The 22,918-nt window shown below is 41.1% G+C and carries 14 protein-coding genes; 13 read left to right on the forward strand and 1 reads right to left on the reverse strand.

The window, feature by feature from the left end; translation table 11 throughout:
- Nucleotides 1-23 precede the first annotated feature (23 nt).
- Complete coding sequence (locus MHO82_RS05500) at nt 24-1,832, reverse strand: ABC transporter ATP-binding protein (RefSeq protein ID WP_239182850.1); 1,809 nt, start codon at nt 1,830-1,832, stop codon at nt 24-26.
- A 74-nt stretch (nt 1,833-1,906) separates the two neighbouring features.
- Here MHO82_RS05500 and MHO82_RS05505 point away from each other — a divergent pair, with 74 nt between their 5' ends.
- The 13 genes from MHO82_RS05505 (at nt 1,907) to MHO82_RS05565 (ending at nt 22,894) form a co-directional block, all read left to right on the forward strand.
- Nucleotides 1,907-2,365 carry a GAF domain-containing protein gene (locus tag MHO82_RS05505; RefSeq protein ID WP_239182851.1) on the forward strand — a complete coding sequence of 153 codons (459 nt, stop codon included), beginning with the start codon at nt 1,907-1,909 and terminating at the stop codon, nt 2,363-2,365.
- 110 nt (nt 2,366-2,475) lie between these two features.
- Nucleotides 2,476-3,117, forward strand: coding sequence for an RNA chaperone ProQ (gene proQ / locus MHO82_RS05510; protein ID WP_239182852.1), 642 nt, complete (start codon nt 2,476-2,478; stop codon nt 3,115-3,117).
- A gap of 17 nt (nt 3,118-3,134) precedes the next feature.
- On the forward strand, nt 3,135-5,144 hold the full coding sequence (gene prc, locus MHO82_RS05515; protein WP_239182853.1) for a carboxy terminal-processing peptidase: 2,010 nt from the start codon (nt 3,135-3,137) through the stop codon (nt 5,142-5,144).
- Between the two features lie 162 nt (nt 5,145-5,306).
- Nucleotides 5,307-5,981, forward strand: a complete 675-nt coding sequence (locus MHO82_RS05520) for a hypothetical protein (protein WP_239182854.1) — start codon at nt 5,307-5,309, stop codon at nt 5,979-5,981.
- 320 nt (nt 5,982-6,301) lie between these two features.
- Nucleotides 6,302-8,908, forward strand: coding sequence for an aminopeptidase N (gene pepN, locus MHO82_RS05525; RefSeq protein ID WP_239182855.1), 2,607 nt, complete (start codon nt 6,302-6,304; stop codon nt 8,906-8,908).
- Nucleotides 8,909-9,004: 96 nt separating this feature from the next.
- Complete coding sequence (locus MHO82_RS05530; protein ID WP_239182856.1) at nt 9,005-9,232, forward strand: DUF2835 domain-containing protein; 228 nt, start codon at nt 9,005-9,007, stop codon at nt 9,230-9,232.
- Nucleotides 9,233-9,387: 155 nt separating this feature from the next.
- Complete coding sequence (locus tag MHO82_RS05535) at nt 9,388-14,217, forward strand: NAD-glutamate dehydrogenase (protein WP_239182857.1); 4,830 nt, start codon at nt 9,388-9,390, stop codon at nt 14,215-14,217.
- Nucleotides 14,218-14,260: 43 nt separating this feature from the next.
- Nucleotides 14,261-15,271, forward strand: coding sequence for a quinone-dependent dihydroorotate dehydrogenase (gene pyrD, locus MHO82_RS05540; protein WP_239182858.1), 1,011 nt, complete (start codon nt 14,261-14,263; stop codon nt 15,269-15,271).
- A gap of 167 nt (nt 15,272-15,438) precedes the next feature.
- A complete protein-coding gene (locus tag MHO82_RS05545; RefSeq protein WP_239182859.1) occupies nt 15,439-15,978 on the forward strand; it encodes a cell division protein ZapC in 540 nt (179 codons plus the stop codon).
- 695 nt (nt 15,979-16,673) lie between these two features.
- On the forward strand, nt 16,674-18,806 hold the full coding sequence (gene rlmKL, locus MHO82_RS05550) for a bifunctional 23S rRNA (guanine(2069)-N(7))-methyltransferase RlmK/23S rRNA (guanine(2445)-N(2))-methyltransferase RlmL (RefSeq protein ID WP_239182860.1): 2,133 nt from the start codon (nt 16,674-16,676) through the stop codon (nt 18,804-18,806).
- Nucleotides 18,807-18,811: 5 nt separating this feature from the next.
- Nucleotides 18,812-19,057 carry a glutaredoxin family protein gene (locus MHO82_RS05555; protein WP_239182861.1) on the forward strand — a complete coding sequence of 82 codons (246 nt, stop codon included), beginning with the start codon at nt 18,812-18,814 and terminating at the stop codon, nt 19,055-19,057.
- The gene (locus tag MHO82_RS05560) at nt 19,035-20,957 is read left to right on the forward strand and encodes an ABC transporter ATP-binding protein (RefSeq protein WP_239182862.1); all 1,923 of its coding nucleotides are present in this window, start codon (nt 19,035-19,037) and stop codon (nt 20,955-20,957) included. Before MHO82_RS05555 ends, MHO82_RS05560 begins: the two co-directional genes overlap by 23 nt.
- Nucleotides 20,957-22,894, forward strand: coding sequence for a DUF3466 family protein (locus tag MHO82_RS05565; protein WP_239182863.1), 1,938 nt, complete (start codon nt 20,957-20,959; stop codon nt 22,892-22,894). The genes MHO82_RS05560 and MHO82_RS05565 overlap by 1 nt, the downstream gene beginning before the upstream one ends.
- Nucleotides 22,895-22,918 lie beyond the last annotated feature (24 nt).

The following is a 22,918-nucleotide window of genomic DNA, read 5'->3' on the forward strand; positions in this document are numbered from 1 at the left end:
ACGCGGTTTTCCTATTAAGAAGATTAGCTCGCAATACTTGATTGAATATTTCCATATAGAGTTTGATAAAGTCCTTCTTGTTCAACCAGTTCGACATGTGTTCCCGATTGCGTTACTTGACCATCTTCTAGAACATAAATCAAGTCAGCTTGTTTTACTGCTGATAGACGGTGAGCAACAATTAAAGTAGTTCGACCGACTAAAAATTCTTTTAATGCCGTATGAAGCGCTGCTTCTGTGGCGGTATCCAGCGCCGATGTTGCTTCATCGAGGATCACAAATTGTGGATCTGCGAGCACCATTCGCGCTATTGCTAAACGTTGTCTCTGTCCGCCAGATAATCGAACACCTTGGCGGCCAATTTGGGTTTCTAAGCCATGGGTTAGCTGCTCAGTGACATCGCTCAGTTGGGCAATGTCCAATGCCTGCCACAATTTATCATCGCTGTAATTAGCACCTAAAGATAAATTGTGTCGGAGAGTATCATTAAATAGCACAGGTTGCTGTAATACAACGGACATTTGTTCACGAATCAGTTCGTAGCCAATGTCGTCAGTACTATGGCCATTGAAGCTAATTTGGCCCGCATCATAACGATAGACCCCTAACAGAAGCTGAATAAGCGTGGATTTTCCTCCACCACTGGCACCCACTAAAGCGACACGTTTGCCAGCAGGAATCGACATTGATAAATGATTTAATACTTGCTGGTCTTCATTATAAGAAAAGCACAGGTCTTTAATTTGAATATCAATAGGGGATGAGTTGTCTTTAAATGGGTTTACCTTACTAACAGGGCGATACTCTTCTTCTATATCCAGCAAAGTATTTACACGTTTAATGGCAGCGGAAGCGCTGTACCACGCAAACTGGATTCCCAATAGTTCTTGAACAGGGCTTAACATAAACCAAAGGTAGCCGAATACAGCGAAGATTTGGCCAATGGTTAAGTCACTAAATAGCACCATGAGCATGGCGGCCGCTCGGAATAGCTCGAAGCCAATTAAGAACAATAAGAAAGAGACTCGGCCAGCCGCTTCAGATTGCCAAGCGTATTTATCAGCATCAGAACGAATGGCATCAGCATCTTGTTTTAATACTTGTAAAAATTCACGTTCACGATTAGCTGCACGTAATTGGTAGATGCCATCGAGTGTTTCGACGAGTCGTTGTTGAAAGGTTTCGAAAGATTGATTTTCTTTTTTCTTTAAATCTTTGACCTTATTGCCAAGTTTACGAGAGCAGTACACCACAATCGGGTTTACCAGCAAAATAAAAAGCCCAAGCATCCAATCTAACCATAAGAGGATACCTGCGGTTCCAATTACAGTTAGCAAACTGACAAGAAAACGGCTAAGGGTGTCACCAATAAACTTGTCAATAGTTTCTATATCAGTCACTAAGTGAGAGTTAATACCACCACTGCCTTTGGTTTCGTACTGCTGCATGCTGATTTTGCCGAGCTTGTCGATCAGTCGAGTTCGAATCTGGTAAGTAATGGTTTTAGACACTAAAGTAAATTGTCGGCTCTGAAGAATGTTCAGTGCTTGGCTTACTGCCCGCATTAATACGACAAGAATTAAGACCAAAACAATGTAGCTGGTGGGCTGCTGCCATGACTCAGGAAGAAAATAGTTTAGAAGTTCAATACCAGTCGAGGGTTTGTCGAGTAAAACTTCATCAACCATTAATGGCATCATTAGGGGAATAGGAACACTGACTAAGGTCGCAAGAATAGCGATTAGATTAGCAGCATATAAACGTTTTTTATGTTTTTGTGCTTGCTTTAAAAGCCAAGTCCAGTTAATTGTGTTGTCTGAGTTCTTATTCAAAATGAGAATGCGTCCTATTTGTTAGATTGCGGCGCTATTTTACGCTTATCATTGCCTTTGGGAAGAAAATTTACATGGAAAATAAAACTGCTCTATATGAACGTTTAGTACAGCAGGCTGTTGCTTTGGTGGATGGAGAGCCTGATCTTATTGCTAATCTTTCTAATATTAGTGCACTTCTTTATATGGAGCTTGAAGGGGTTAACTGGGCTGGCTTCTATTTCTTAAAAGAAGAGCAATTAGTGCTTGGTCCATTTCAAGGTAAACCTGCTTGTGTGCGAATCCCTGTAGGGCGAGGAGTATGCGGCACTGCTATTTCGGAAAATAAAACCCAACGTGTTGCTGATGTGCATGCATTTAGTGGTCATATTGCTTGCGATGCGGCTAGTAATTCTGAGATAGTTATTCCATTCACTGTGAAGGGTGAGTTGTTCGGTGTTCTTGATATTGACAGCCCAAAATTGGCTCGATTTGATGAAGAAGACGAAATTGGCTTATCAAACTTAGTGAAAGAACTAGAAAAACGGCTTTAATTACAGTTAGACAGTGGTTTTTCAAAACCATCTAACTATAATAGCGTAAATCTTTTTACTAGAAATAAACAATAGATTGCGGGTGAACCCTGCGACTACCAGGAAACTACATGGAAAACACTGAAAAGTTAGCGAACAGCAAAGAAGTAATTGCCTACATTGCTGAGCGTTTCCCTAAATGCTTTACTTTAGAAGGTGAAGCTAAGCCACTTAAAATTGGTATCTTTCAAGAATTAGCAGAGCGCTTAAACGAAGATCCAAAAGTAAGTAAAACTCAACTTCGTGCAGCATTACGTCAGTACACATCTTCTTGGCGTTATCTACATGGCGTTAAGGCAGGGGCATCACGCGTTGATTTAGACGGTAACCCTTGTGGTGAACTGGAGCAAGAACACGTAGATCACGCACAAAAAGCACTTGAAGAGAGCAAAGCGAAAGTTCGTGCTCGTCGTAAAGAGCAAGCTGCTAAAGCTCGTGAAGAAGGTAAAACAGACGCTAAAGCTAAGAAAACACGCAATAATAAAGCACTAAATCGTAGCTCTAAGCCAAAAACTGCTAAAGTTATTAGTAAGCCTGCTGAACCTAAACGTGAACTAACTGCGGACGAAATTGTCGTAGGTAAAGAGGTTAGCGTTTCTATGGGTAAAGGAAACACGCCGGCTACAATCGTTGAAATCAATAAGGATGATGTGCGTGTTCGCTTAGTAAATGGCCTACAAATGGTTGTTAAAGCGGAGCACCTTCGTTCGTAAAGGAGAACTCCCGACGCATGAATTGTCGATTCAGAGTCTCGCTGTTAGCTGCTAGCATGATGCTAGCAGCTTCTGCACAAGCCCTAGAGGCAACATATCAGAAGAGCGACTTACCAACCCTTGCACCTGAAGCTCAACATGCAACAGCAAGCAAGCGAGTTACGTCAAGATTCACTCGTTCCCACTATAAACACTTCTCATTAAATGATGAATTCTCGGTCAATATTTTTAATCGCTATTTAGAAATGTTGGATTATAACCGAAATATTCTAACTCAATCAGATGTCGACTCGTTTGCTAAGTGGTCAGAAGAATTTGATGACCAGTTAAAAAACGGCAAGTCTGAAGCTGCTTTTGCAATGTTTAACCTTTCTTTAGAAAGACGCTTTGAGCGTTACGATTACGCATTAAAGCTGCTTGATAAAAAAGAGTTTAACTTTGAATTAGATGAAGAGGTTGAACTTGATCGTACAGAACAGGCTTGGGCTAAAGATACAGCTGAATTAAATGAGTTGTGGCGCAAGCGTGTAAAATACGATGCTTTAAACCTGAAGCTAACAGGTAAAGAGCTACCAGAGATCAAGAAGATGCTGGGAAAACGTTATAATAATGCATTAAAACGTTTAACTCAGACTCACAGTGAAGATGTATTTCAAATTTACATGAATGCGTTTGCTCGTGAAGTTGATCCACACACCAGTTATTTATCTCCTCGTAATGCAGAGCAGTTTCAGTCTGAAATGAACTTATCTCTTGAAGGGATAGGGGCAGTGCTTCAGGTTGAAGATGATTATACTGTTATTCGCTCATTAGTTGCTGGTGGACCAGCTTCTAGCAGTAAGCAACTTGCTGCGGGTGACCGAATTATTGGTGTAGCGCAAGACGAAGAAGATGTTGTTGATGTCATTGGTTGGCGTCTTGATGATGTTGTTCAGCTTATCAAAGGACCGAAAGGTAGTCAGGTGACACTACAAATCTTGCCGGAAGGTAAAGATTCTAAGAGTTACCCTGTCACTATTGTTCGTGATAAAATTCGTCTTGAAGATCGTGCTGTAAAATCTGAAGTTATTGAGCAAGATGGCAAAAAGGTTGGTGTTTTAGAAGTACCTAGCTTTTATGTTGGCCTTTCAGAAGACACTAAAAAACAGATCAATGAATTGAACAAACAAAATGTCGAAGGCATTATTGTTGATTTACGCAATAATGGTGGTGGCGCATTAAGTGAAGCGACTGCTTTAACAGGTTTGTTCATTGAAAGTGGTGCTGTTGTACAAGTACGTGATAGCTATGGCAGAGTCAAAGTAAATAGCGACTCGGACAATAAAATCAGCTATGACGGTCCATTAACGGTATTGGTTAACCGTTACAGTGCTTCGGCATCTGAAATTTTTGCGGCTGCGCTGCAAGACCATGCTCGTGCCATTATTTTAGGTGAACAGTCTTTTGGTAAAGGTACGGTTCAGCAACACCGTTCTCTAAATCATATTTACGACTTGTTTGATAAGCCTTTGGGTCATGTTCAATATACGATTCAAAAGTTTTATCGCATTAATGGTGGCAGCACCCAAAATCTAGGTGTTGTGCCAGACATTCTTTTCCCGACTCCGGTTGATCCAGCCGAAACAGGTGAAAGCGTGGAAGACAATGCATTGCCATGGGATAGCATTAAAAAAGCAGAGTATAAGCAGCTGAATGATTTTTCTGCTTTGCTGACTCAACTAACCCAGTTACATGACAAGCGTATTGAAGAAAGCATGGAGTTCCGTTTTATTCAGCAAGATATTGAGAAATATAAAGCGGAAAAAGACGACACCTCAATTTCTTTAAATGAAGCTACACGTAATCGTGAAAGTGATAAGCTTGAGAAAATACGTTTGGATCGGATTAATCAGCGTCAGAAGATGGAAGGTGAAAAAACCTTCAAATCCATTGATGAAGTACCAAAAGATTATGAAGCTCCTGATGCCTACCTCGGTGAAGCGGTGGCCATAACGTTAGATTTAGCTAAGGCAATCTCTAAGTCGTAGTTTTCCAACGTGCAATAACTGTTTATTGTTTTAATAAGGCGAAGTCATCTGGCTTCGCCTTTCTTTTTGCTCAGAACAAAATTGTGATGCAGTACAAATTTATTGTCTAAAATTGGTTTTATCTCCTAGGCTTACAGTAAGCCTGATAAATAAGGAGGCGGCATGATTAAACCTTTATTTTTGCTCATAACAATATTTTTTTCAGTAGGTTCCTTTGCTAAAGCCGATGTAAACCACAACGACCTTACTGAGTTTGATTATCCGCTTATCATAGGTGATTGGTATTGGTTTAACAGTTACTCGGAAGGGGAGCTGAGCCCAGATCAATATCAGGCTATCAATTTTCAATTCTCATCAAATTACCAGTTTACTATCCGAGTGCTAAGAGGGGACGATTCCATCGATCAATGGCAAGGTAAGTATGATTTGGATGATTCGATGGTGTTATTTGCAGCAGATGGCGAAGAGCCGCAATTACACAGCTACCATGTTAATCACCACCAGCTAAAGCTTAATGGAATAAACTTTACAAAAATTGCACCTGAGTTCCTAGCGGGACATTGGAAAAGTTCAATGATTTCAGGTGACGATATTACCGCCAGTAAAATCACTGAAATGGTATTAAGCTTACGTCCGGATTTTTTATTTTCTGTTCAAGTCTCTTCTGACTCCGGTGATCAAGTTACTCATCGTGGCATCTATTATCTAGAAGATGATCACCTTGTTCTGATTTACAAAGAAGGCCAGCATGACTCCCAATATGAACTGGCTGCTGATCAATTAATTTTAAAGAATGAACAGTTTGATATGTACGCTGTATTAGAACGAAGTGAATAAATCCTAAATTAGGAATGAATCTCTAATATTAAGGAGGGTGTCATACACATCCTCCTATTTTTATCTACAAACAAACTGATATTATTGTTAGTAATGGCAAGTGGTAATAAGTTCAACCTGAGTTTAAAAGGGATCAACTAATGCTTATTTGTTATCAAAAAGTAGTGCTAATCGTTAAAGTCATGGCATTTCATAGATTGCCAGAGGAATTTAACCAGACTTTGTGCGACAATAATTTCAATTGGCAGCATATTTTCTCATCTTAATACTGTTCTAGTATTACGCTGCCAGCTTTAAAAGGATAATTAAGGATTATAAATATGGCTGATCAACCACAGGCAAAATTTAGAAAAGATTACCAATCGCCTGAGTTTACGATTACTGATATCGATCTTACCTTCGACTTGCATGATACTGATACCCTAGTTACCGCTGTTAGCAAAGTAAAAAAATTAAAAGAATCTGACACGCTAGTATTAAATGGTGATGAGCTTAAATTAGTTCGCGTTGCCGTGAATGGGGAAGAGTGGATTGATTACAATGAACTTGATGGCCAGCTTGCCATTAACGGATTACCATCTGAGTTTGAATTAACGCTAGTTACTCAAGTTAACCCTGAAGCAAACACTGCGTTAGAAGGTTTGTATAAATCTGGTGGTGGCTTCTGTACACAGTGTGAAGCAGAAGGTTTCCGTCGTATTACTTACTACTTAGATCGCCCTGATGTACTTGCGCGTTTTACAACTAAAGTGATTGCAGACAAAGTCTCTTACCCATTCTTATTAAGTAATGGTAACCGTGTAGATAGCGGTGATGCTGAAGATGGTCGCCACTGGGTTAAATGGGAAGACCCGTTCCCGAAACCGTGTTATTTATTTGCTCTTGTTGCTGGTGACTTCGATGTTTTACGTGATAAGTACGTAACCACAAGTGGTCGTGAGGTTGCGTTAGAAATTTTTGTAGATAAAGGCAATCTGGATCGCGCTGATCATGCCATGATCTCCCTGATCAATTCGATGAAGTGGGATGAAGAACGTTTTGGTCTAGAGTATGACTTAGACATCTACATGATTGTTGCCGTTGACTTCTTCAATATGGGTGCAATGGAAAATAAAGGGCTAAATGTCTTTAACTCTAAGTTCGTATTGGCAAATTCAAAAACAGCAACAGATACCGATTACTTAGGTATTGAAGCGGTTATTGGTCACGAATATTTCCATAACTGGACTGGTAACCGAGTCACATGTCGTGACTGGTTCCAATTAAGCCTGAAAGAAGGTCTAACTGTATTCCGTGATCAAGAGTTTTCATCCGATTTAGGCTCTCGCTCAGTAAACCGAATTAATAATGTACGTATTATGCGTGGTCCTCAATTTGCGCAAGATGCTAGCCCGATGGCCCATCCAATTCGTCCGGAAAAAGTCATTGAGATGAATAACTTCTATACTGCGACAGTGTACAAAAAGGGTAGCGAAGTAATTCGTATGATGCATACATTGTTAGGTGAACTGGACTTCCAAAAAGGGATGAAGCTGTATTTTGAGCGCCATGACGGCACCGCTGCAACCTGTGAAGATTTTGTATTGGCAATGGAAGATGCATCAGGTGCTGATCTGACTTTGTTCCGCCGTTGGTACAGCCAATCAGGTACACCAACACTGGCTGTGAACAGCGAATACGATGCTGAGCAAAAACTATACAAACTGCATGTAAAACAGCATACAGCATCAACAGCAGATCAAACAGATAAGCTGCCACTTCATATTCCATTTGATGTGGAACTTTATAAAGCGAATGGCGATGTTATTGAGTTACAGCGTAACGGTGAATCAATCCCTAATGTATTGAACATCACAGAAGCGGAACAAACGTTCGAATTTGATAATGTTGCAGAGCAACCAATCGCTTCTTTATTACGTGAATTCTCTGCTCCTGTGAAGTTGGAATACGATTATTCTGATGAAGAGTTAGTTTTCTTAATGGTACATGCTCGTAATGAGTTTTCTCGTTGGGATGCTGGCCAAATGCTACTGGCAAAATACATTCGTGAGAACGTTTCAAGAGTGCAGCAAGGAGGTGATTTTGAATTGCCTAGCTCGGTTGTTGATGCGTTCCGTGGTGTATTATTAGACGCAAACTTAGATCCTGCCTTTATTGCTGAAATGCTATCACTTCCAAGTGAGAATGAAGTTTCTGGTTGGTATAAGATTGCAAATGTTGATGCAATCCACGACGTTCTGAACGGTATTAAGCAATCATTTTCTTCTGAGCTGGTTGACGAATTAACCGCAACTTACCACACATTATCGCAGGGTGAATACAATATTGAGCATGCTTCTATTGCAAAACGTGCTCTGCGTAATAAGTGTTTATCGTACCTAGCTTATAGCGAAATTGGTAATGAACTAACGCAAGCTCAGTATCAATCTTCAGATAACATGACAGATACTATTTCTGCTATGTCTGCTGCTAACAGTGCTGAGTTGGAATGCCGTGAAACACTGATGACAGACTTCAGTGATAAATGGTCGCATGATGGTTTGGTTATGGATAAGTGGTTTGCATTGCAAGGTTGTAATCCAGCACAAAACGCGCTTGAAAACGTTCGTGCGACACTAGAGCATAAAGCGTTTGATTTGAAAAACCCAAATCGTACTCGTAATCTTGTTGGTGCTTTCTGCAATGCAAACCCAGCTCGCTTCCATGCTGAAGATGGTTCAGGTTATGCGTTCATCGGTGAAATGTTAACGACTTTGAATGAAACTAACCCACAAGTAGCTTCTTGCTTAATTGATCCATTATTGAAGTTCCGTCAGTTTGACGAGCAACGTCAGGTATTAATGAAAGCTGAGTTGGAAAAACTGGCGAAATTAGATAACTTAGCAAATGATCTTTTTGAAAAAGTAAGTAAGGCTTTAGAGTCTTAATATTGCTTTTGTTTTAATCTGGATTTTTACTACCAATAGCGGGTACGATGATCGGACTCGCTATTTTTCTTTTTGGTCATTAACCCTATAAAAAATATGGAAAATAAACATTACTTTTTTTCTGTGGATATAAGTTATCAAGCTTATTTAGATCATTATTCTGGCGCAGCTAGCTCCGTACAAGTGGTCACAGAATGTGGATTGCGCTTACGACTACCTGCATCTCGTTTTAGACCTTATCTTAGTCAATTAGGGGTAAAAGGACGCTTTCGCTTGATTACTGACCAATCAAATAGATTTAAGCAGTTAGATAAACTAGTCTAAAGGTCTACCTTAGTCACATATTCGAACAATGCCCCCAAATCATGTAAAAATGATGTAACGAATTAGCAATAATGCCCATACAATATAGAAATCGTCGCGAGAGCGGCGAAACCCCCTATAATCAAAGATAATTCTAAAAAGATGGAGCATAAGCTATGACCGCGCGTGACCAAATTGTGCCGGTATTGCTTGAAAAGGTATACAACCTAATTCAAGACAAACTCGAGCTTCCACAACAGGCGTTAGCAAAAAAACTAGCTCAACGTTTGTTCTGTAACATTGCTGACGATGATCTGCTACAAAGGAATGAGTCAGATCTGTATGGTGCTGTTTTAAGTATGTGGCATCATCTAAATGAGAATGACGTAAGCCAAGTTTCTGTCCGAGTATTTAACCCGACTTTAAGTCGCCACGGATGGCAGTCAACTCACACTATCGTTGAAATTGTTACGCCAGACAGCCCGTTCTTAGTTGATTCAGTAAGAATGGCATTAACACGTTTGGATATGACAAGCCATCTTATGTTGAATGGTCCGCATCGTTTTAAACGCGATGAAAAAGGCGACATTATTGAGGTAGGTAGTAAAGAAGGGGATCTTCAGTCTTTATTCCATATTGAGGTGGATCGCCTAACTAGCAAAGCTGAAATGAAAGAGCTGCAAAAAGAGCTTGAGAATGTGATGCTGGATACTCAGCATGTTGTTCAAGACTGGCAGCCAATGGCGGATAAGCTTCATGAGGTTGTTGCTGAACTAAAATCGTCTCCACTACCTGTGAATGATGAGCGTCGCAATGAAGCGATCGATTTCTTAAATTGGATGATGAATCATAACTTTACCCTTATGGGATACAAAAGTTACGATTTAACTGCCATTAAAGGAGATCATGAGCTGCACCCGACACAAGAGAAAGGCTTAGGTCTTCTTTCTGTTGCTAATCGTGTTCGCTCTTTACGTTTATCTGAACTGCCAGAATCTGCTCGTATTGAAGCCCGTAAGCCAGAGATTTTAATTCTGACTAAAGGGAATATGAAATCTCGTATTCACCGCCCGGCTTATACAGATTATGTTGGCATTAAGCGCTTTGATAAAGAAGGTAATGTAATCGGGGAGCACCGTTTCATTGGTCTTTATACATCAAGTGTGTATAACCAAACTGCGGCAAATATCCCTCTGATTCGCAATAAAGTAGAACGTATTCTTGAGTCGAGTAATTACTTGGCTGGTTCTCATTCGTGGAAAGCACTTCATAATATTTTGGAAAACTACCCACGTGATGAGCTGTTCCAAGCTTCTGAGCAAGAAATGCTAGAAGTTGGTACAGGCGTTGTTCGTATGCAAGATCGTGATCAACTTCGCCTGTTTGTGCGTCGTGATCCATTTGGTCGTTTCTTCTCTTGCATGGTGTATGTATCTAAAGAGCGTTACAACACCGAGCTTCGCCGTCAAACCCAACGTATTTTCAAAAACTACTTTGGCTCGAAACAAGATGTAGAGTTCACGACTTTCTTCTCTGAAAGTCCATTAGCACGAACTCACTACATTATTCGAGTTGACAACAATAATATTGATGTAGATGTGAAAGCTATCGAAAGAAACTTAATGGAAGCGGCATCTTCTTGGGATGATCGCTTAGCAGAGGCAATTAAAGCGAACTTTGGTGAAAGCCAAGGTATTCCTCTTGCGAAAAACTACTTACGTGCGTTCCCTCGCTCTTACAAAGAAGCCATGCTGCCTGGCTCTGCCGTTGCAGATATTGAACGCTTAGAAGCTCTGAATGACGATCATACGCTAGGTATGTTGTTCTACCGTCCTCAAGAAGAGCAACAAGATTCGCGTCATGTGAAACTGAAGCTTTTCCACCGTAATGAGCCAATCCATCTGTCTGATGTAATGCCGATGTTGGAAAACTTAGGCTTGCGCGTGATTGGGGAGTCTCCGTATAAAGTAGAGAAAACAGATGGAACCGTATATTGGATCCTAGATTTCTCTATGCTGCATAACAGCACGAACGACATCGATTTCCGTGAAGCTCGTGATCGCTTCCAACAAGCGTTTGCAGCCGTATGGAATGGTGATTTAGAAAGTGATGGCTTCAACCGTTTAGTATTGGGTGCAGGTCTAAGTGGTCGTGAAGTGACTATTCTTCGTAGTTACGCGCGCTATATGCGCCAAGTGGGTTTCCCATTCAGTCAGCACTACATTGAAGAAACACTAAACCACCATGCTCATTTAGCGACGGCGCTGGTGGATCTGTTCGCGAAACGTTTTGACCCAAGTAAGAAGTGGTCTGAAAAAGCACAAAATGATTTAGTGCATAAGATCAGTGAGCAGCTTGAGCATGTAGAAAGCCTGGATGACGATCGTATTATTCGTCGTTACATGGAAATGATCTTAGCAACGCTTCGTACGAATTATTACCAAAAAGCAGAAAGCGGTGATGAGAAGCCTTGGTTATCATTGAAACTTCGCCCAGCGGATATTCCTGAGATTCCAGCACCAGTACCTGCATTTGAAATCTTTGTGTATGCACCAGATATTGAAGGTGTGCATTTACGAGGTGGTAAGGTTGCTCGTGGTGGCTTACGTTGGTCAGATCGTCAAGAAGACTTCCGTACAGAAGTGTTAGGCTTGGTAAAAGCGCAACAAGTGAAAAACACAGTAATTGTACCTGTAGGTGCAAAAGGTGGTTTTGTTTGTAAGCGTCAGCATCAGTTAACGACGCGTGATGAAATCTTTGCCGAAGGTCAACGTTGTTACCGTCGCTTCATTCGCGCTCTATTAGATGTGTCAGACAACATTATTGAAGGTAAAGTTGTTCCACCTAAGAATGTGGTTCGTCACGATGAAGATGATGCGTATTTGGTTGTTGCGGCCGATAAAGGTACTGCAACCTTCTCTGATTTAGCGAATGAAGTCTCTGAAGAATATAACTTCTGGTTAGGTGATGCATTTGCTTCTGGTGGCTCAAACGGTTATGACCATAAGAAAATGGGTATTACCGCGAAAGGTGGCTGGGAATCGGTTAAACGTCACTTCCGTGAAATGGGCATTAACTGTCAAACGACGGACTTCACCTGTGCTGGTGTTGGTGACATGGCTGGTGACGTATTTGGTAATGGTATGTTGCTTTCTAAGCACATTCGCTTACTGGCTGCGTTTAACCACATGCATATCTTTATCGATCCAAACCCAGACTCAGCAACAAGCTGGGTAGAACGTGATCGCCTGTTTAATCTACCTCGTTCTAGCTGGGAAGATTATAACTCAGAGCTTATTTCTGAGGGGGGCGGTGTATTCTCACGTCGCTCTAAGTCGATTAAATTGACACCACAAATGCAGAAGATGTTCGGCACTCGTAAGCAGTCGATGGCTCCCAATGACTTGATCAAATTGATCTTACAAATGGAAGTGGATCTACTGTGGAACGGTGGTATCGGTACTTATGTTAAAGGTGAAACGGAAACCCATACAGACGTAGGGGATCGTGCGAACGACGTTCTTCGTATTAATGGCAGCGAGCTTCGTGCGAAAGTTGTGGGTGAAGGCGGTAACTTAGGCATGACCCAGCTAGCTCGTATCGAGTTTGGTATTAATGGTGGCCGTGTTAATACTGACTTTGTGGATAACGTAGGTGGTGTAGACTGTTCAGATAACGAAGTAAACATCAAGATTCTTCTGAATGGCCTAGTAGCTAACGGCGACCTTACTTACAAACAACGTAACCTTGTTCTAGAGAGCATGGAAGACGAAGTAGGTGATATTGTTCTTGATGATGCTTACTGCCAGTCAGAGTCTATTTCTGTCACAGAGCAGCAGGGTACCGCACTCGTTAAAGAACAAATTCGTTTTATTCACGATCTTGAAAAAGCAGGTCAGCTGGATCGTGCTCTAGAGTACATTCCAGATGATGAAAGCTTGCTAGAACGTGAAAAACAAGGCCAAGGTCTGAGTCGTCCGGAACTGTCTGTACTTGTTGCTTATGGCAAGATGGTACTGAAAGAGCAGTTAGTGTGTGATGAGATCGCAAATAACCCATATCATGCGAAGCTATTACCTGCATACTTCCCTCAGGAATTACAGCGTAACTACCGCGATGCGATGGAACATCATCCACTACGTGCTGAAATCATCGCAACGTGCCTTGCTAACCAAATGGTGAATGAGACAGGTTGCAACTTTGTGACTCGCCTTGTTGATGAAACGGGTGCAAGTGTCGCTGATGTGGCTAATGCTTATGCAGCAGCTCGTGATATCTTCGAATTTGAAGAAACGTTCAAGCAAGTTCGTGGTATGGATAATGTTGCAACGACAGAAGCTCAATATGAGGCTCTGTATCGTGTGCGCCGTACACTACGTCGTGTTACTCGTTGGCTGTTACGTAATCGTGGCAATAAAGCGACTATTGAAGAGCTAATTGCACTGTATAAACCTGCAGCGGAAGACATTAAAGCGAATCTTGAAACGTACCTAGTGCCTGAAGAGATTGAAGAGCATGCGGAACAAGCGCAAGTTTATATTGATGCAGGGTTAGATGCGAAAGTCGCGAACAGTGTTGCGCGTTTAAGCAGTTTGTATTCTGCAATGGATATTACTGTTGTTGCTGCGGAAGAGGAGAAAACCATTGCTGAAGCCGCTCGTTCATACTTTGTCTTGGGCGAAAAGCTATCCCTACATTGGTTCCTAAAACAAATCACAGGCCAAGCTGTCGATAACCATTGGCAAGCCTTAGCCCGTGCTTCTTTCCGCGAAGATCTAGATTGGCAGCAGCGTCAATTAACAGGTCTTGTGTTAAAAGCAATGGATGAAGGACATACGCCAGAACAAGCGATTGAACATTGGTGTGATGTGAATCATTCTGCTTTAGATCGTTGGAATAGTATTTTGAAAGAGTTCAAAGTCGGCACAGTGCATGAATTTGCAAAATTCTCCGTTGCTTTACGGGAATTGATGCTATTAAATTTGAATTGTTCATCAAATGAGTAAATAATATGGCCCCGTTAATTCGGGGCTTTTTTTTGGAGGTACAATGCTTTACCGCCTTGCCAGACCTGGCATTTTTAAACTTGATGCAGAACATGCTCATGATCTTGCTATCAAAAACCTTTCTCGTTTCACTCACACTCCTCTTGATCTTTTCTATCGCCAACACTTACCAGATCGACCTGTCGAAGTAATGGGGCTTAAATTTAAGAACCCAGTTGGCCTTGCCGCAGGTTTAGATAAAAACGGCGAATGTATTGATGCATTTGGTGCAATGGGTTTTGGTTTCGTTGAAGTAGGAACTGTAACGCCTCGTCCTCAACCGGGTAATGATAAACCACGCTTATTCCGCTTAGTGGAAGCCGAAGGCATCATCAACCGAATGGGCTTTAATAACCTTGGTGTTGATAACCTTGTTGAGAATGTAAAAAAAGCAAAGTTTGATGGCATTATCGGAATTAATATCGGTAAGAATAAAGATACGCCAATTGAAAAGGGCAGTGAAGACTACCTAATTTGCATGGAGAAGGTGTATCAGTATGCAGGTTATATCGCTGTAAATATTTCGTCTCCAAACACTCCAGGGTTGCGTAGTTTACAATATGGTGAAGCACTGGATGAGTTACTATCCGATCTTAAAGAGAAGCAATTAGAGCTGAGTAAGAAACATAATAAATATGTGCCTGTTGCTCTAAAGATCGCACCAGATCTTGAAGATCATGAATTGGTTCAAATTGCAGAATCACTGGTTCGAAATAATATCGATGGTGTTATTGCGACAAATACAACCTTAGATCGCAGCTTGGTTGAAGGTATGAAGTATGGTGATGAGGCTGGTGGCTTGAGTGGTCGTCCTGTACAAAGTCGCAGTACGGAAGTCATTCGTCGTTTGCATGAAGAATTAGGCGATCAGCTACCGATTATTGGTGTGGGTGGTATTGATTCTTACGTTGCTGCGAAAGAAAAAATGATGGCTGGTGCAAAACTGGTTCAAGTTTATTCTGGTTTTATCTATCAAGGGCCAGGGTTAGTTCGAAATATTGTCAAGAACATCTAATTCTAAGCCTAAATGGCCTTAGATAGTTTGATTATTGATCAATTAGAAGGGGAGAGTGAAATTTCCCCTTTTCTTTTTGTGGTGCATTTGTAGAATAACTTGTCTAGGACTAACATTATTTGAGTAATGTGTTAATAGTAGTTATTACTCAGCGCAGAGAGAATTAAATGCTGGAACCCAGTGATACATGGAAGTGGTATTACAACTCTAAATCTGAAGGTCTGATGTTAGACCTCGGAATGGATATGGTTTTTTGCGTTAATTTGCCAAAAAAGATGTTGGTTGATAGTGCTTTCCAAGAAAATACTTTCTCAATCGATGATGCATCTGCATTTCATCTATTTAAAGAACAAACCTCTTACTTACCTATTTCTGAGCCTCGTCAGGCAGAGTTAACACTTAACTGTGTTGCAGCTCGCCGCTTCTTGAAGCCTATCCAGCCTAAAAGTTGGTTTTTCTCACATCAAGGGGCAGGGTATGAGCCAATGGAAGCTGAAGTTATTTGCCTTCAGAACGATCTTGGCACAGGGCATTTCATTATATTAGATAAAGGTGAGGTTGCGAGCATGTGTATGTTGGTGGATCTTGAACCTTTTGCGCTAAACCCAACAAAATACATGACATTTTGTGAGCCAATTAAAGTCATGCATGACCGCATGGCAAAAATGGAGCTTACAGACTCATCTTACTACGCTCTTGTTGGTTAATAGAGCGGAACCTTTTCGCTCTACATTACCCTTTATCCCCCCTTCCTGTCGTTGTTCTTATGGCCTCCCTGTAGGCGTTTCATTATTAATAACCCTTCTGGTAGCTATATAGGATTAATTGCTCTCTAGAGGCGTATAAGGAGCCATAGTCTTCCTTAAGGACCTTTATCTATTCTTGAGTAAATATAAGTCATGTCGCTTTGTTATTAATTACAAAATTCTTAGTATTTCCCCTCTTTTTACTCATTTTCCCTTACCGAAAATCAATTAGTTACCTTGGTCTCTTTTATGAGACTTTGCTCCCAAAACACATCAATATCTTTCTGATTGTTCCTATTGCTGCGACATGAGAGTGTTAATTACCCAAGGATAAATTTCCTCAATTATCAGTTTGTGTAATTTTATTACCAATGTTGCTGATTGTATTATTGGTTTTCTTTTATTTGGTATAGTCCAAATTTGTTGGTTATATTTAGAGTGATTTGAAGTGAGTTTGTTTTTATTTGGAAACAAGTGGCTTGTTGTTATTGATGATTAAGTAAACAGATGATTGGGAGGCTTAATTAGGACAGCGAAACGAGGCGAGAATACGGCTAAAATATTGCTGACATTTGACGTTTTTATCTTGATTTGATGCCGCTTTTAGTTCTATTTTCAGGTATAATCTGCGGCAATTTCACCATGTTAAGAATTCCATGAATCACTATTTAGCAATTACCTCAAAAGGGCTGGAAAACCTTCTAGCTGACGAATTAAAAGCACTAGGCGTAGATGAGCCTAAAGTTGTTCAAGCGGGCGTTAAGTTTAAAGCGCCGGAAGATGTCTTATATCGTTGTTGTTTGTGGAGCCGTATTGCTTCACGTTTTGTTCTTGTACTTTCTGAATTTGATGTGCGAGACGATATGGATTTGTACTTAGGCGCGACAGCCATCAACTGGCCTAGTTATTTCGATTCGGATAAGAAAATTGTGGTTGATTTTAACGGTACAAACCGTGAAATCCGCAACAGCCAATATGGTGCTTTAAAAGTAAAAGATGCCATTGTTGACCGTTTTACTAAAGCCGATTTAGAACGCCCATCCATCAGCAAAGAAAGCCCAGACCTTCGTGTCCACATGCGTCTATCTGGTGAAAAAGGCATTTTGGGTATCGATCTTGTGGGTAGTGGTTTGCATCAACGTGGCTATCGTACTGAAGCGGGTAAAGCGCCTTTGCGTGAAACTTTAGCTGCCGCACTGGTTATGCGTAGTACGTGGGATGCATCTAAACCATTACTTGATCCAATGTGTGGTTCAGGTACGTTATTAATTGAAGCAGCAATGATTGCTGCAGAGATTGCACCGGGCGTGAAACGTGATTATTGGTGTTTTGAAGCGCTAAAAGGATTTGATGCTGAAGCATGGAACGTCATTAAAGCCGAAGCTCGTGTGAAAAGTCGCCGTAGCGGTAAAAAAGTAACTGTGCATTTCTATGGTTACGATCGTGACATTCGAGTAATTAAAACGGCTCGTGATAACGCGCGTCGTGCTGGTGTAGAAGACCTGATCACTTTTGATACTGGTGATGCAGCAAAATTAGAAAAACCAGAAAACTTTGATTCTGGTGTTGTTCTTTGTAACCCTCCGTACGGTGAGCGTTTGGGCTCTCATCCAGGTCTGATTGCACTGTACAGTGAGTTTGGTGCTCGTCTGAAAAGTCAGTTTGGTGGTTGTACTGCTTCTGTTTATTCTGCGTCTGATGAGCTACTTAGCTGTTTACGTATGCGTGCAGACAAGCAATACAAATTAAACAATGGTGCCTTACCGTGTATTCAGAAGAACTACCAAATTTCTGAGAAAGCGGCAGGACAGTCTGACGATAAACAACAAGCAGAACAGCAAGTTGCGCCTGACTTTGCCAATCGTTTGAAAAAGAACATCGCTAAAATCAAAAAGTGGGCGAAGAAAGAAGGCCTAGAGTGCTTCCGTGTGTATGACGCGGACTTACCTGAATACAACGTAGCGATTGATTTCTATAAGTCACAGATTGTGATTCAAGAGTACGCTGCACCTAAAACGATTGCAGAAGAAAAAGCACGTCGTCGTTTAATGAATATTGTGAGAGCAACCATTCAGGTAACTGGTGCCGATGCAAACGATGTGATTTTAAAAGTACGTGAGCGCCAGAAGGGGTCAAGCCAATACCAAAAATTAGGTGAAGGCTCTCGCTACATGGAAGTAAAAGAATACGATGTTAATCTACTGGTTAATCTTCATGATTACCTAGACACAGGTTTGTTCTTAGATCATAAAGTAACTCGTCGTAACTTATCTCGTATGGCCGCAGGTAAGGATTTCTTAAATCTATTCGCTTACACAGGCTCAGCGACGGTTCATGCTGCTCAAGGTGGGGCCAAATCAACATTAACGGTTGATATGTCTAAAACTTACCTAGAGTGGGCTCAAAAGAACATGAAGCTGAATGGTCATGTAGGTAATCAACATCAGTTCTTACAAGCTGATTGTTTACAATGGCTTCAGCAAGCAAATGATGAATACGATCTGATTTTTATCGATCCACCAACTTTCTCTAACTCTAAGCGTATGGCTCAGACGTTTGATGTTCAGCGTGATCACATCATGTTGATGGAAAACCTGAAACGTATGCTTCGTAAAGATGGACAGATTGTGTTCTCTAATAACAAACGTAACTTCAAAATGGATTTTGATGGTTTAGAGAAGCTTGGCCTTCGTGCTGAAAATATTTCGTCGAAAACCCTTCCATTAGATTTTGCACGTAATAAGCAGATCCACAACTGCTGGATCATTACTCATCATTCGGAAGACTAATCACAATGCTTACCCTCTACAGTACAGAAGGGTGTCATTTATGTGAACAAGCCTACGCTTTACTACAAAGCGTAGGTTTTCCTGTTCAAGACCTTTCTATCGTGGATATCGCTTTTGATGACGAGCTCTTTTCTCGTTATGGCGTAACTATTCCTGTTTTATCAAATGGCACTAATGAACTTAATTGGCCATTTGATGCATCCCAATTACTTACATGGTTAGAAAATAATGGCATTAATTACCATCCATAATGGCCAACTGGCGTTTGGCGATCATCCTTTGCTTGATAAAGCGGAGTTTTTCTTACAGACGAATGAGCGAGTTTGTTTAGTTGGTCGTAACGGAGCGGGTAAATCGACGTTAATGAAAATTCTCGCTGGTGAAATTTTGCTGGATGATGGCAAGATGCAAGTCGCTCAAGAAGTGAAAGTGTCTCGTCTAGAGCAAGATCCACCACGTAACCAAACAGGTACGGTTTTTGACTATGTATCTGAAGGTTTAGCGGAAGCGGGGGAGTTACTTAAAGAGTATCACCACTTATTGGATCTTATGTCGACGGATCCAAGTGAATCTAACATTAATAAGCTATCTCGTGTTCAAGATAAGCTAGAGCATGCCGGTGCTTGGCATTTTGATAATCGTATTAAAACGGTTTTAGAAGCCCTTGAATTAGATGAGCATACGTTACTTACTGATTTGTCTGGTGGTTGGCAGCGTAAAGCGGCATTAGCACGTGCACTTGTATGTGAGCCTGATGTATTACTTCTTGATGAGCCAACCAACCACTTAGACGTAACGACCATTGAATGGCTAGAAGGGTTCTTAAAAGATTTTCGCGGTTCAATTATTTTCATTTCTCATGACCGTTCTTTTATTCGTTCTATGGCAACACGAATTGTTGATTTAGATCGTGGTCAATTGTCTTCTTTCCCTGGCGACTATGAAAACTACTTAGTTGATAAAGAAGAAGCGTTACGTGTTGAAGCTGAACAAAATGCTGAGTTTGATAAAAAGCTCGCTCAAGAAGAAGCATGGATCCGTGAAGGCATTAAAGCTCGTCGTACTCGTAATGAAGGTCGTGTTCGAGCATTAAAACAATTACGTCGTGAACGCTCTGAACGTCGTGAAGTAGTGGGTAAAGCAAATGCAACTATCGATGAGTCAACACGCTCGGGTAAGATCGTATTTGAAGCTGAAAACATTCATTATTCAATTGAAGGAAAAACAATTGTTGATGATTTCAGCTTTAATATCATGCGTGGAGATCGAATTGCATTAATTGGTCCGAACGGTTGTGGTAAGAGTACATTATTAAAACTATTATTGGGTAACCTAACTGCAGATTCCGGTCGCTTACATTGTGGCACTAAGCTTGATGTGGCTTATTTCGATCAATACCGTGAAGCTTTAGACCCTGAAAAAACGGTTATTGATAACCTTGCAGATGGTAAACAAGAAGTGACAGTTGGTGGCCGTCAACGTCATGCACTTGGTTACTTACAAGACTTCCTGTTTTCTCCTAAACGTGCGAGAACACCGGTTAAGGCTCTATCTGGTGGTGAGAAAAACCGCTTATTACTTGCTCGATTATTCCTGCGTCCTAACAATCTTTTAATTCTCGATGAACCAACCAATGATTTAGATATCGAAACATTGGAACTTTTGGAAGAATTACTTGCCAACTATCAGGGCACTTTGTTGCTGGTTAGTCATGATCGTCAGTTTGTGGATAATACCGTAACGACGAGTTGGATTTTTGAAGGAAATGGTCAAATATCTGAATACGTTGGTGGTTATCATGATGCTCAGCAGCAACGAGCGAATGTGCAAGCGATGCGTGCTGAGTATGCCCCGAAGAAAGTGGCTGTAGAAGAAAAACCGAAAAAAGCGTCTCAGGCTGCAGGTAATAAACCAAAAACGAAAAAACTTTCTTATAAGCTTTTACGTGAACTTGAAGCTCTTCCTGAGACAGTAGAAAAATTAGAAACAGAAATCGCAGAACTGCAAGAGCAAGTGAATGAGCCTGCTTTTTTTCAACAAGATCCAAATGACACGCAAGCGATTCTAACTCGTTTGGCAAACGCAGAAAACGAATGTGAAGTGGCTTTTGAACGTTGGGAAGAATTAGAAGCGATGCAAAAGGAATCTTAATGAGTAGTAACAAGTTTCAATATTCAGCGTTAGCTCTATTAGTTTTTGGAGCGACACAGGCAAACGCTGCATTGTACAAAGTTGTAGAAGTTGATGCATCGGCAGTCACGGCTAATGAATATCATGCAAGTGCGATAGAGCCTTCATCAAATGTCGATTGCTTTGATATTGCCAACTCTAATTCAGTAGATTGTGCTGCTGATAGTCCAACTAATACTTTTTCTTTAGCGGGTGACACTCGAAACGGTACTGAGGGTTTTTCTTACCGTGAAGAAGTTCCGTATATGGTGGATAACCATTTCTATTATTTAGATCGTGATGATCTAGAAAGTTATTGTCATAACGAATTGGGTTATAACACATGTAATTCTTGGGCAGATCGTCAATGGTCTGGTATTAATGGTGCTGGTGGCTTAAGTCGAGAACGTAATGCATGGAATATTGGCTCTTATGCGTCAAATGCCATTGCGTTTAAAGATACTACGGCGCTCACGCCTCCATTAACATCGGCTTATACGCCAGATTCTGGCAACTCTGCTACAACTCCGGTTGCGTCTACGGCAAATACTATTGTAAACAAATTAGCTAAAGATGCTGCGAATGCTGATATGACTTTAGGTAATACAAGCAGCGGTTATTACGATGTAAATGGTAAATACGCTCGTGTTTTCCGAAATCGTGGCTTTGTAAATGATGTCCAGTTACTTCCATTATCGACTAACGAAGATATTGTGAAGAAAATGGGGCATTCTATGGCGTGGGATTCTGCTGTCATTGGTGGAAAAACCTATGTTGTAGGTAGTGCTTCAGTTTCTGCATTTGATTATGGTGATAAGGAAAAAGATTACTTAGGTGATCTGAATACTTGCGCAAGCAGTACCGATCCTGCGGCGTTAGCAGCTTGCCAGAATTTTGAGTTTGCTAATAAAGCATACATTTGGGAAGTACCAAGCTCTGGTAACAGCACTGAGGGGATCACTGTGTCTGGTTGGGCTGATGGCACAAATAATACGGCAAATCATCATCAAGCAGCTTCACAGGCCAGTGCAAGAGCAATCGCGATTGATAAAACATCATCTAACCCATATATGGCTGGTTTTAATACGTGGTTTGATGGTGACAATGTATTAATGCAAGCGGCTGTTTTTAAACCAAATGGTACTTTTGATGCATCCAATCTTGTTGCTAATGCTTGGACACCGTCATTAATTCAGAATGCACAGGTCGAAATAGGAAGTGAATATATTCACTCTAACTCTGTTGCTACAGACATTAATGAAAATTTGATTGTTATTGGTACGGCTAAGCGTCGTGGTGATAAGCCAGAAAGTGGTGCTGCTGCTAATCGACTATTTGTTGCTGATGCCTCTCAAGCTACTGTCTCTGCAAGCTTTTTATCTGGTGGTATTTTCTTCACTGGTGCTGGTGGCGAAATGAATGCGATCAATAACATGAATGAAATTGTTGGTCGTGTGGACATTGAAAATATTCGTGAGAAAGACGGTAAGCAGCGTCGTCAACGCGCATTTATTTATGCTTATGATGATGGGAAAGGAACCAATACTCGTGCCGATGTTTATGGTGGACATAAAGCATGGTTATTGGATGACTTAACCAACGGTGGCTCTTTTTCTTCGGTAAACAATGCATACCGTATCTACGATGCGACCGACATTAATGATGCCGGTGTTATTTCTGCCACCGCTTTAAAATGTGAAGGTGGTTATGACACAACCGCGAGTGATTCTTACTGTGGAAATGGCAACACGGATGAGAAGGTTGTCGCGGTTAAATTGATCCCTATTGCTGATGAGAATGCCCGTAGTATCCAGTCTCGACCAGAAAATGAGACTAAGATTGAACGACAAGGTGCAGGGGTAGGTTGGTTAGCTCTAACATTACTTGCATTCATTGGGCTCCGACGCCGAATATCTTAAGAGTATAATTTTAGCTCGGGTTCA

Source organism: Vibrio sp. Of7-15, assembly GCF_022347565.1.
Taxonomy (GTDB): domain Bacteria; phylum Pseudomonadota; class Gammaproteobacteria; order Enterobacterales; family Vibrionaceae; genus NORP241.

Bases quoted from the DNA above. Each gene is read 5' to 3' on its own strand.
- MHO82_RS05530 (WP_239182856.1), top strand. From the start codon at position 9,005: ATGGAAAATAAACATTACTTTTTTTCTGTGGATATAAGTTATCAAGCT.
- MHO82_RS05560 (WP_239182862.1), top strand. From the start codon at position 19,035: ATGGCATTAATTACCATCCATAATGGCCAACTGGCGTTTGGCGATCAT.
- MHO82_RS05505 (WP_239182851.1), top strand. From the start codon at position 1,907: ATGGAAAATAAAACTGCTCTATATGAACGTTTAGTACAGCAGGCTGTT.
- pyrD (WP_239182858.1), top strand. From the start codon at position 14,261: ATGCTTTACCGCCTTGCCAGACCTGGCATTTTTAAACTTGATGCAGAA.
- pepN (WP_239182855.1), top strand. From the start codon at position 6,302: ATGGCTGATCAACCACAGGCAAAATTTAGAAAAGATTACCAATCGCCT.
- MHO82_RS05520 (WP_239182854.1), top strand. From the start codon at position 5,307: ATGATTAAACCTTTATTTTTGCTCATAACAATATTTTTTTCAGTAGGT.
- MHO82_RS05565 (WP_239182863.1), top strand. From the start codon at position 20,957: ATGAGTAGTAACAAGTTTCAATATTCAGCGTTAGCTCTATTAGTTTTT.
- prc (WP_239182853.1), top strand. From the start codon at position 3,135: ATGAATTGTCGATTCAGAGTCTCGCTGTTAGCTGCTAGCATGATGCTA.
- MHO82_RS05535 (WP_239182857.1), top strand. From the start codon at position 9,388: ATGACCGCGCGTGACCAAATTGTGCCGGTATTGCTTGAAAAGGTATAC.
- rlmKL (WP_239182860.1), top strand. From the start codon at position 16,674: ATGAATCACTATTTAGCAATTACCTCAAAAGGGCTGGAAAACCTTCTA.
- MHO82_RS05545 (WP_239182859.1), top strand. From the start codon at position 15,439: ATGCTGGAACCCAGTGATACATGGAAGTGGTATTACAACTCTAAATCT.
- MHO82_RS05555 (WP_239182861.1), top strand. From the start codon at position 18,812: ATGCTTACCCTCTACAGTACAGAAGGGTGTCATTTATGTGAACAAGCC.
- proQ (WP_239182852.1), top strand. From the start codon at position 2,476: ATGGAAAACACTGAAAAGTTAGCGAACAGCAAAGAAGTAATTGCCTAC.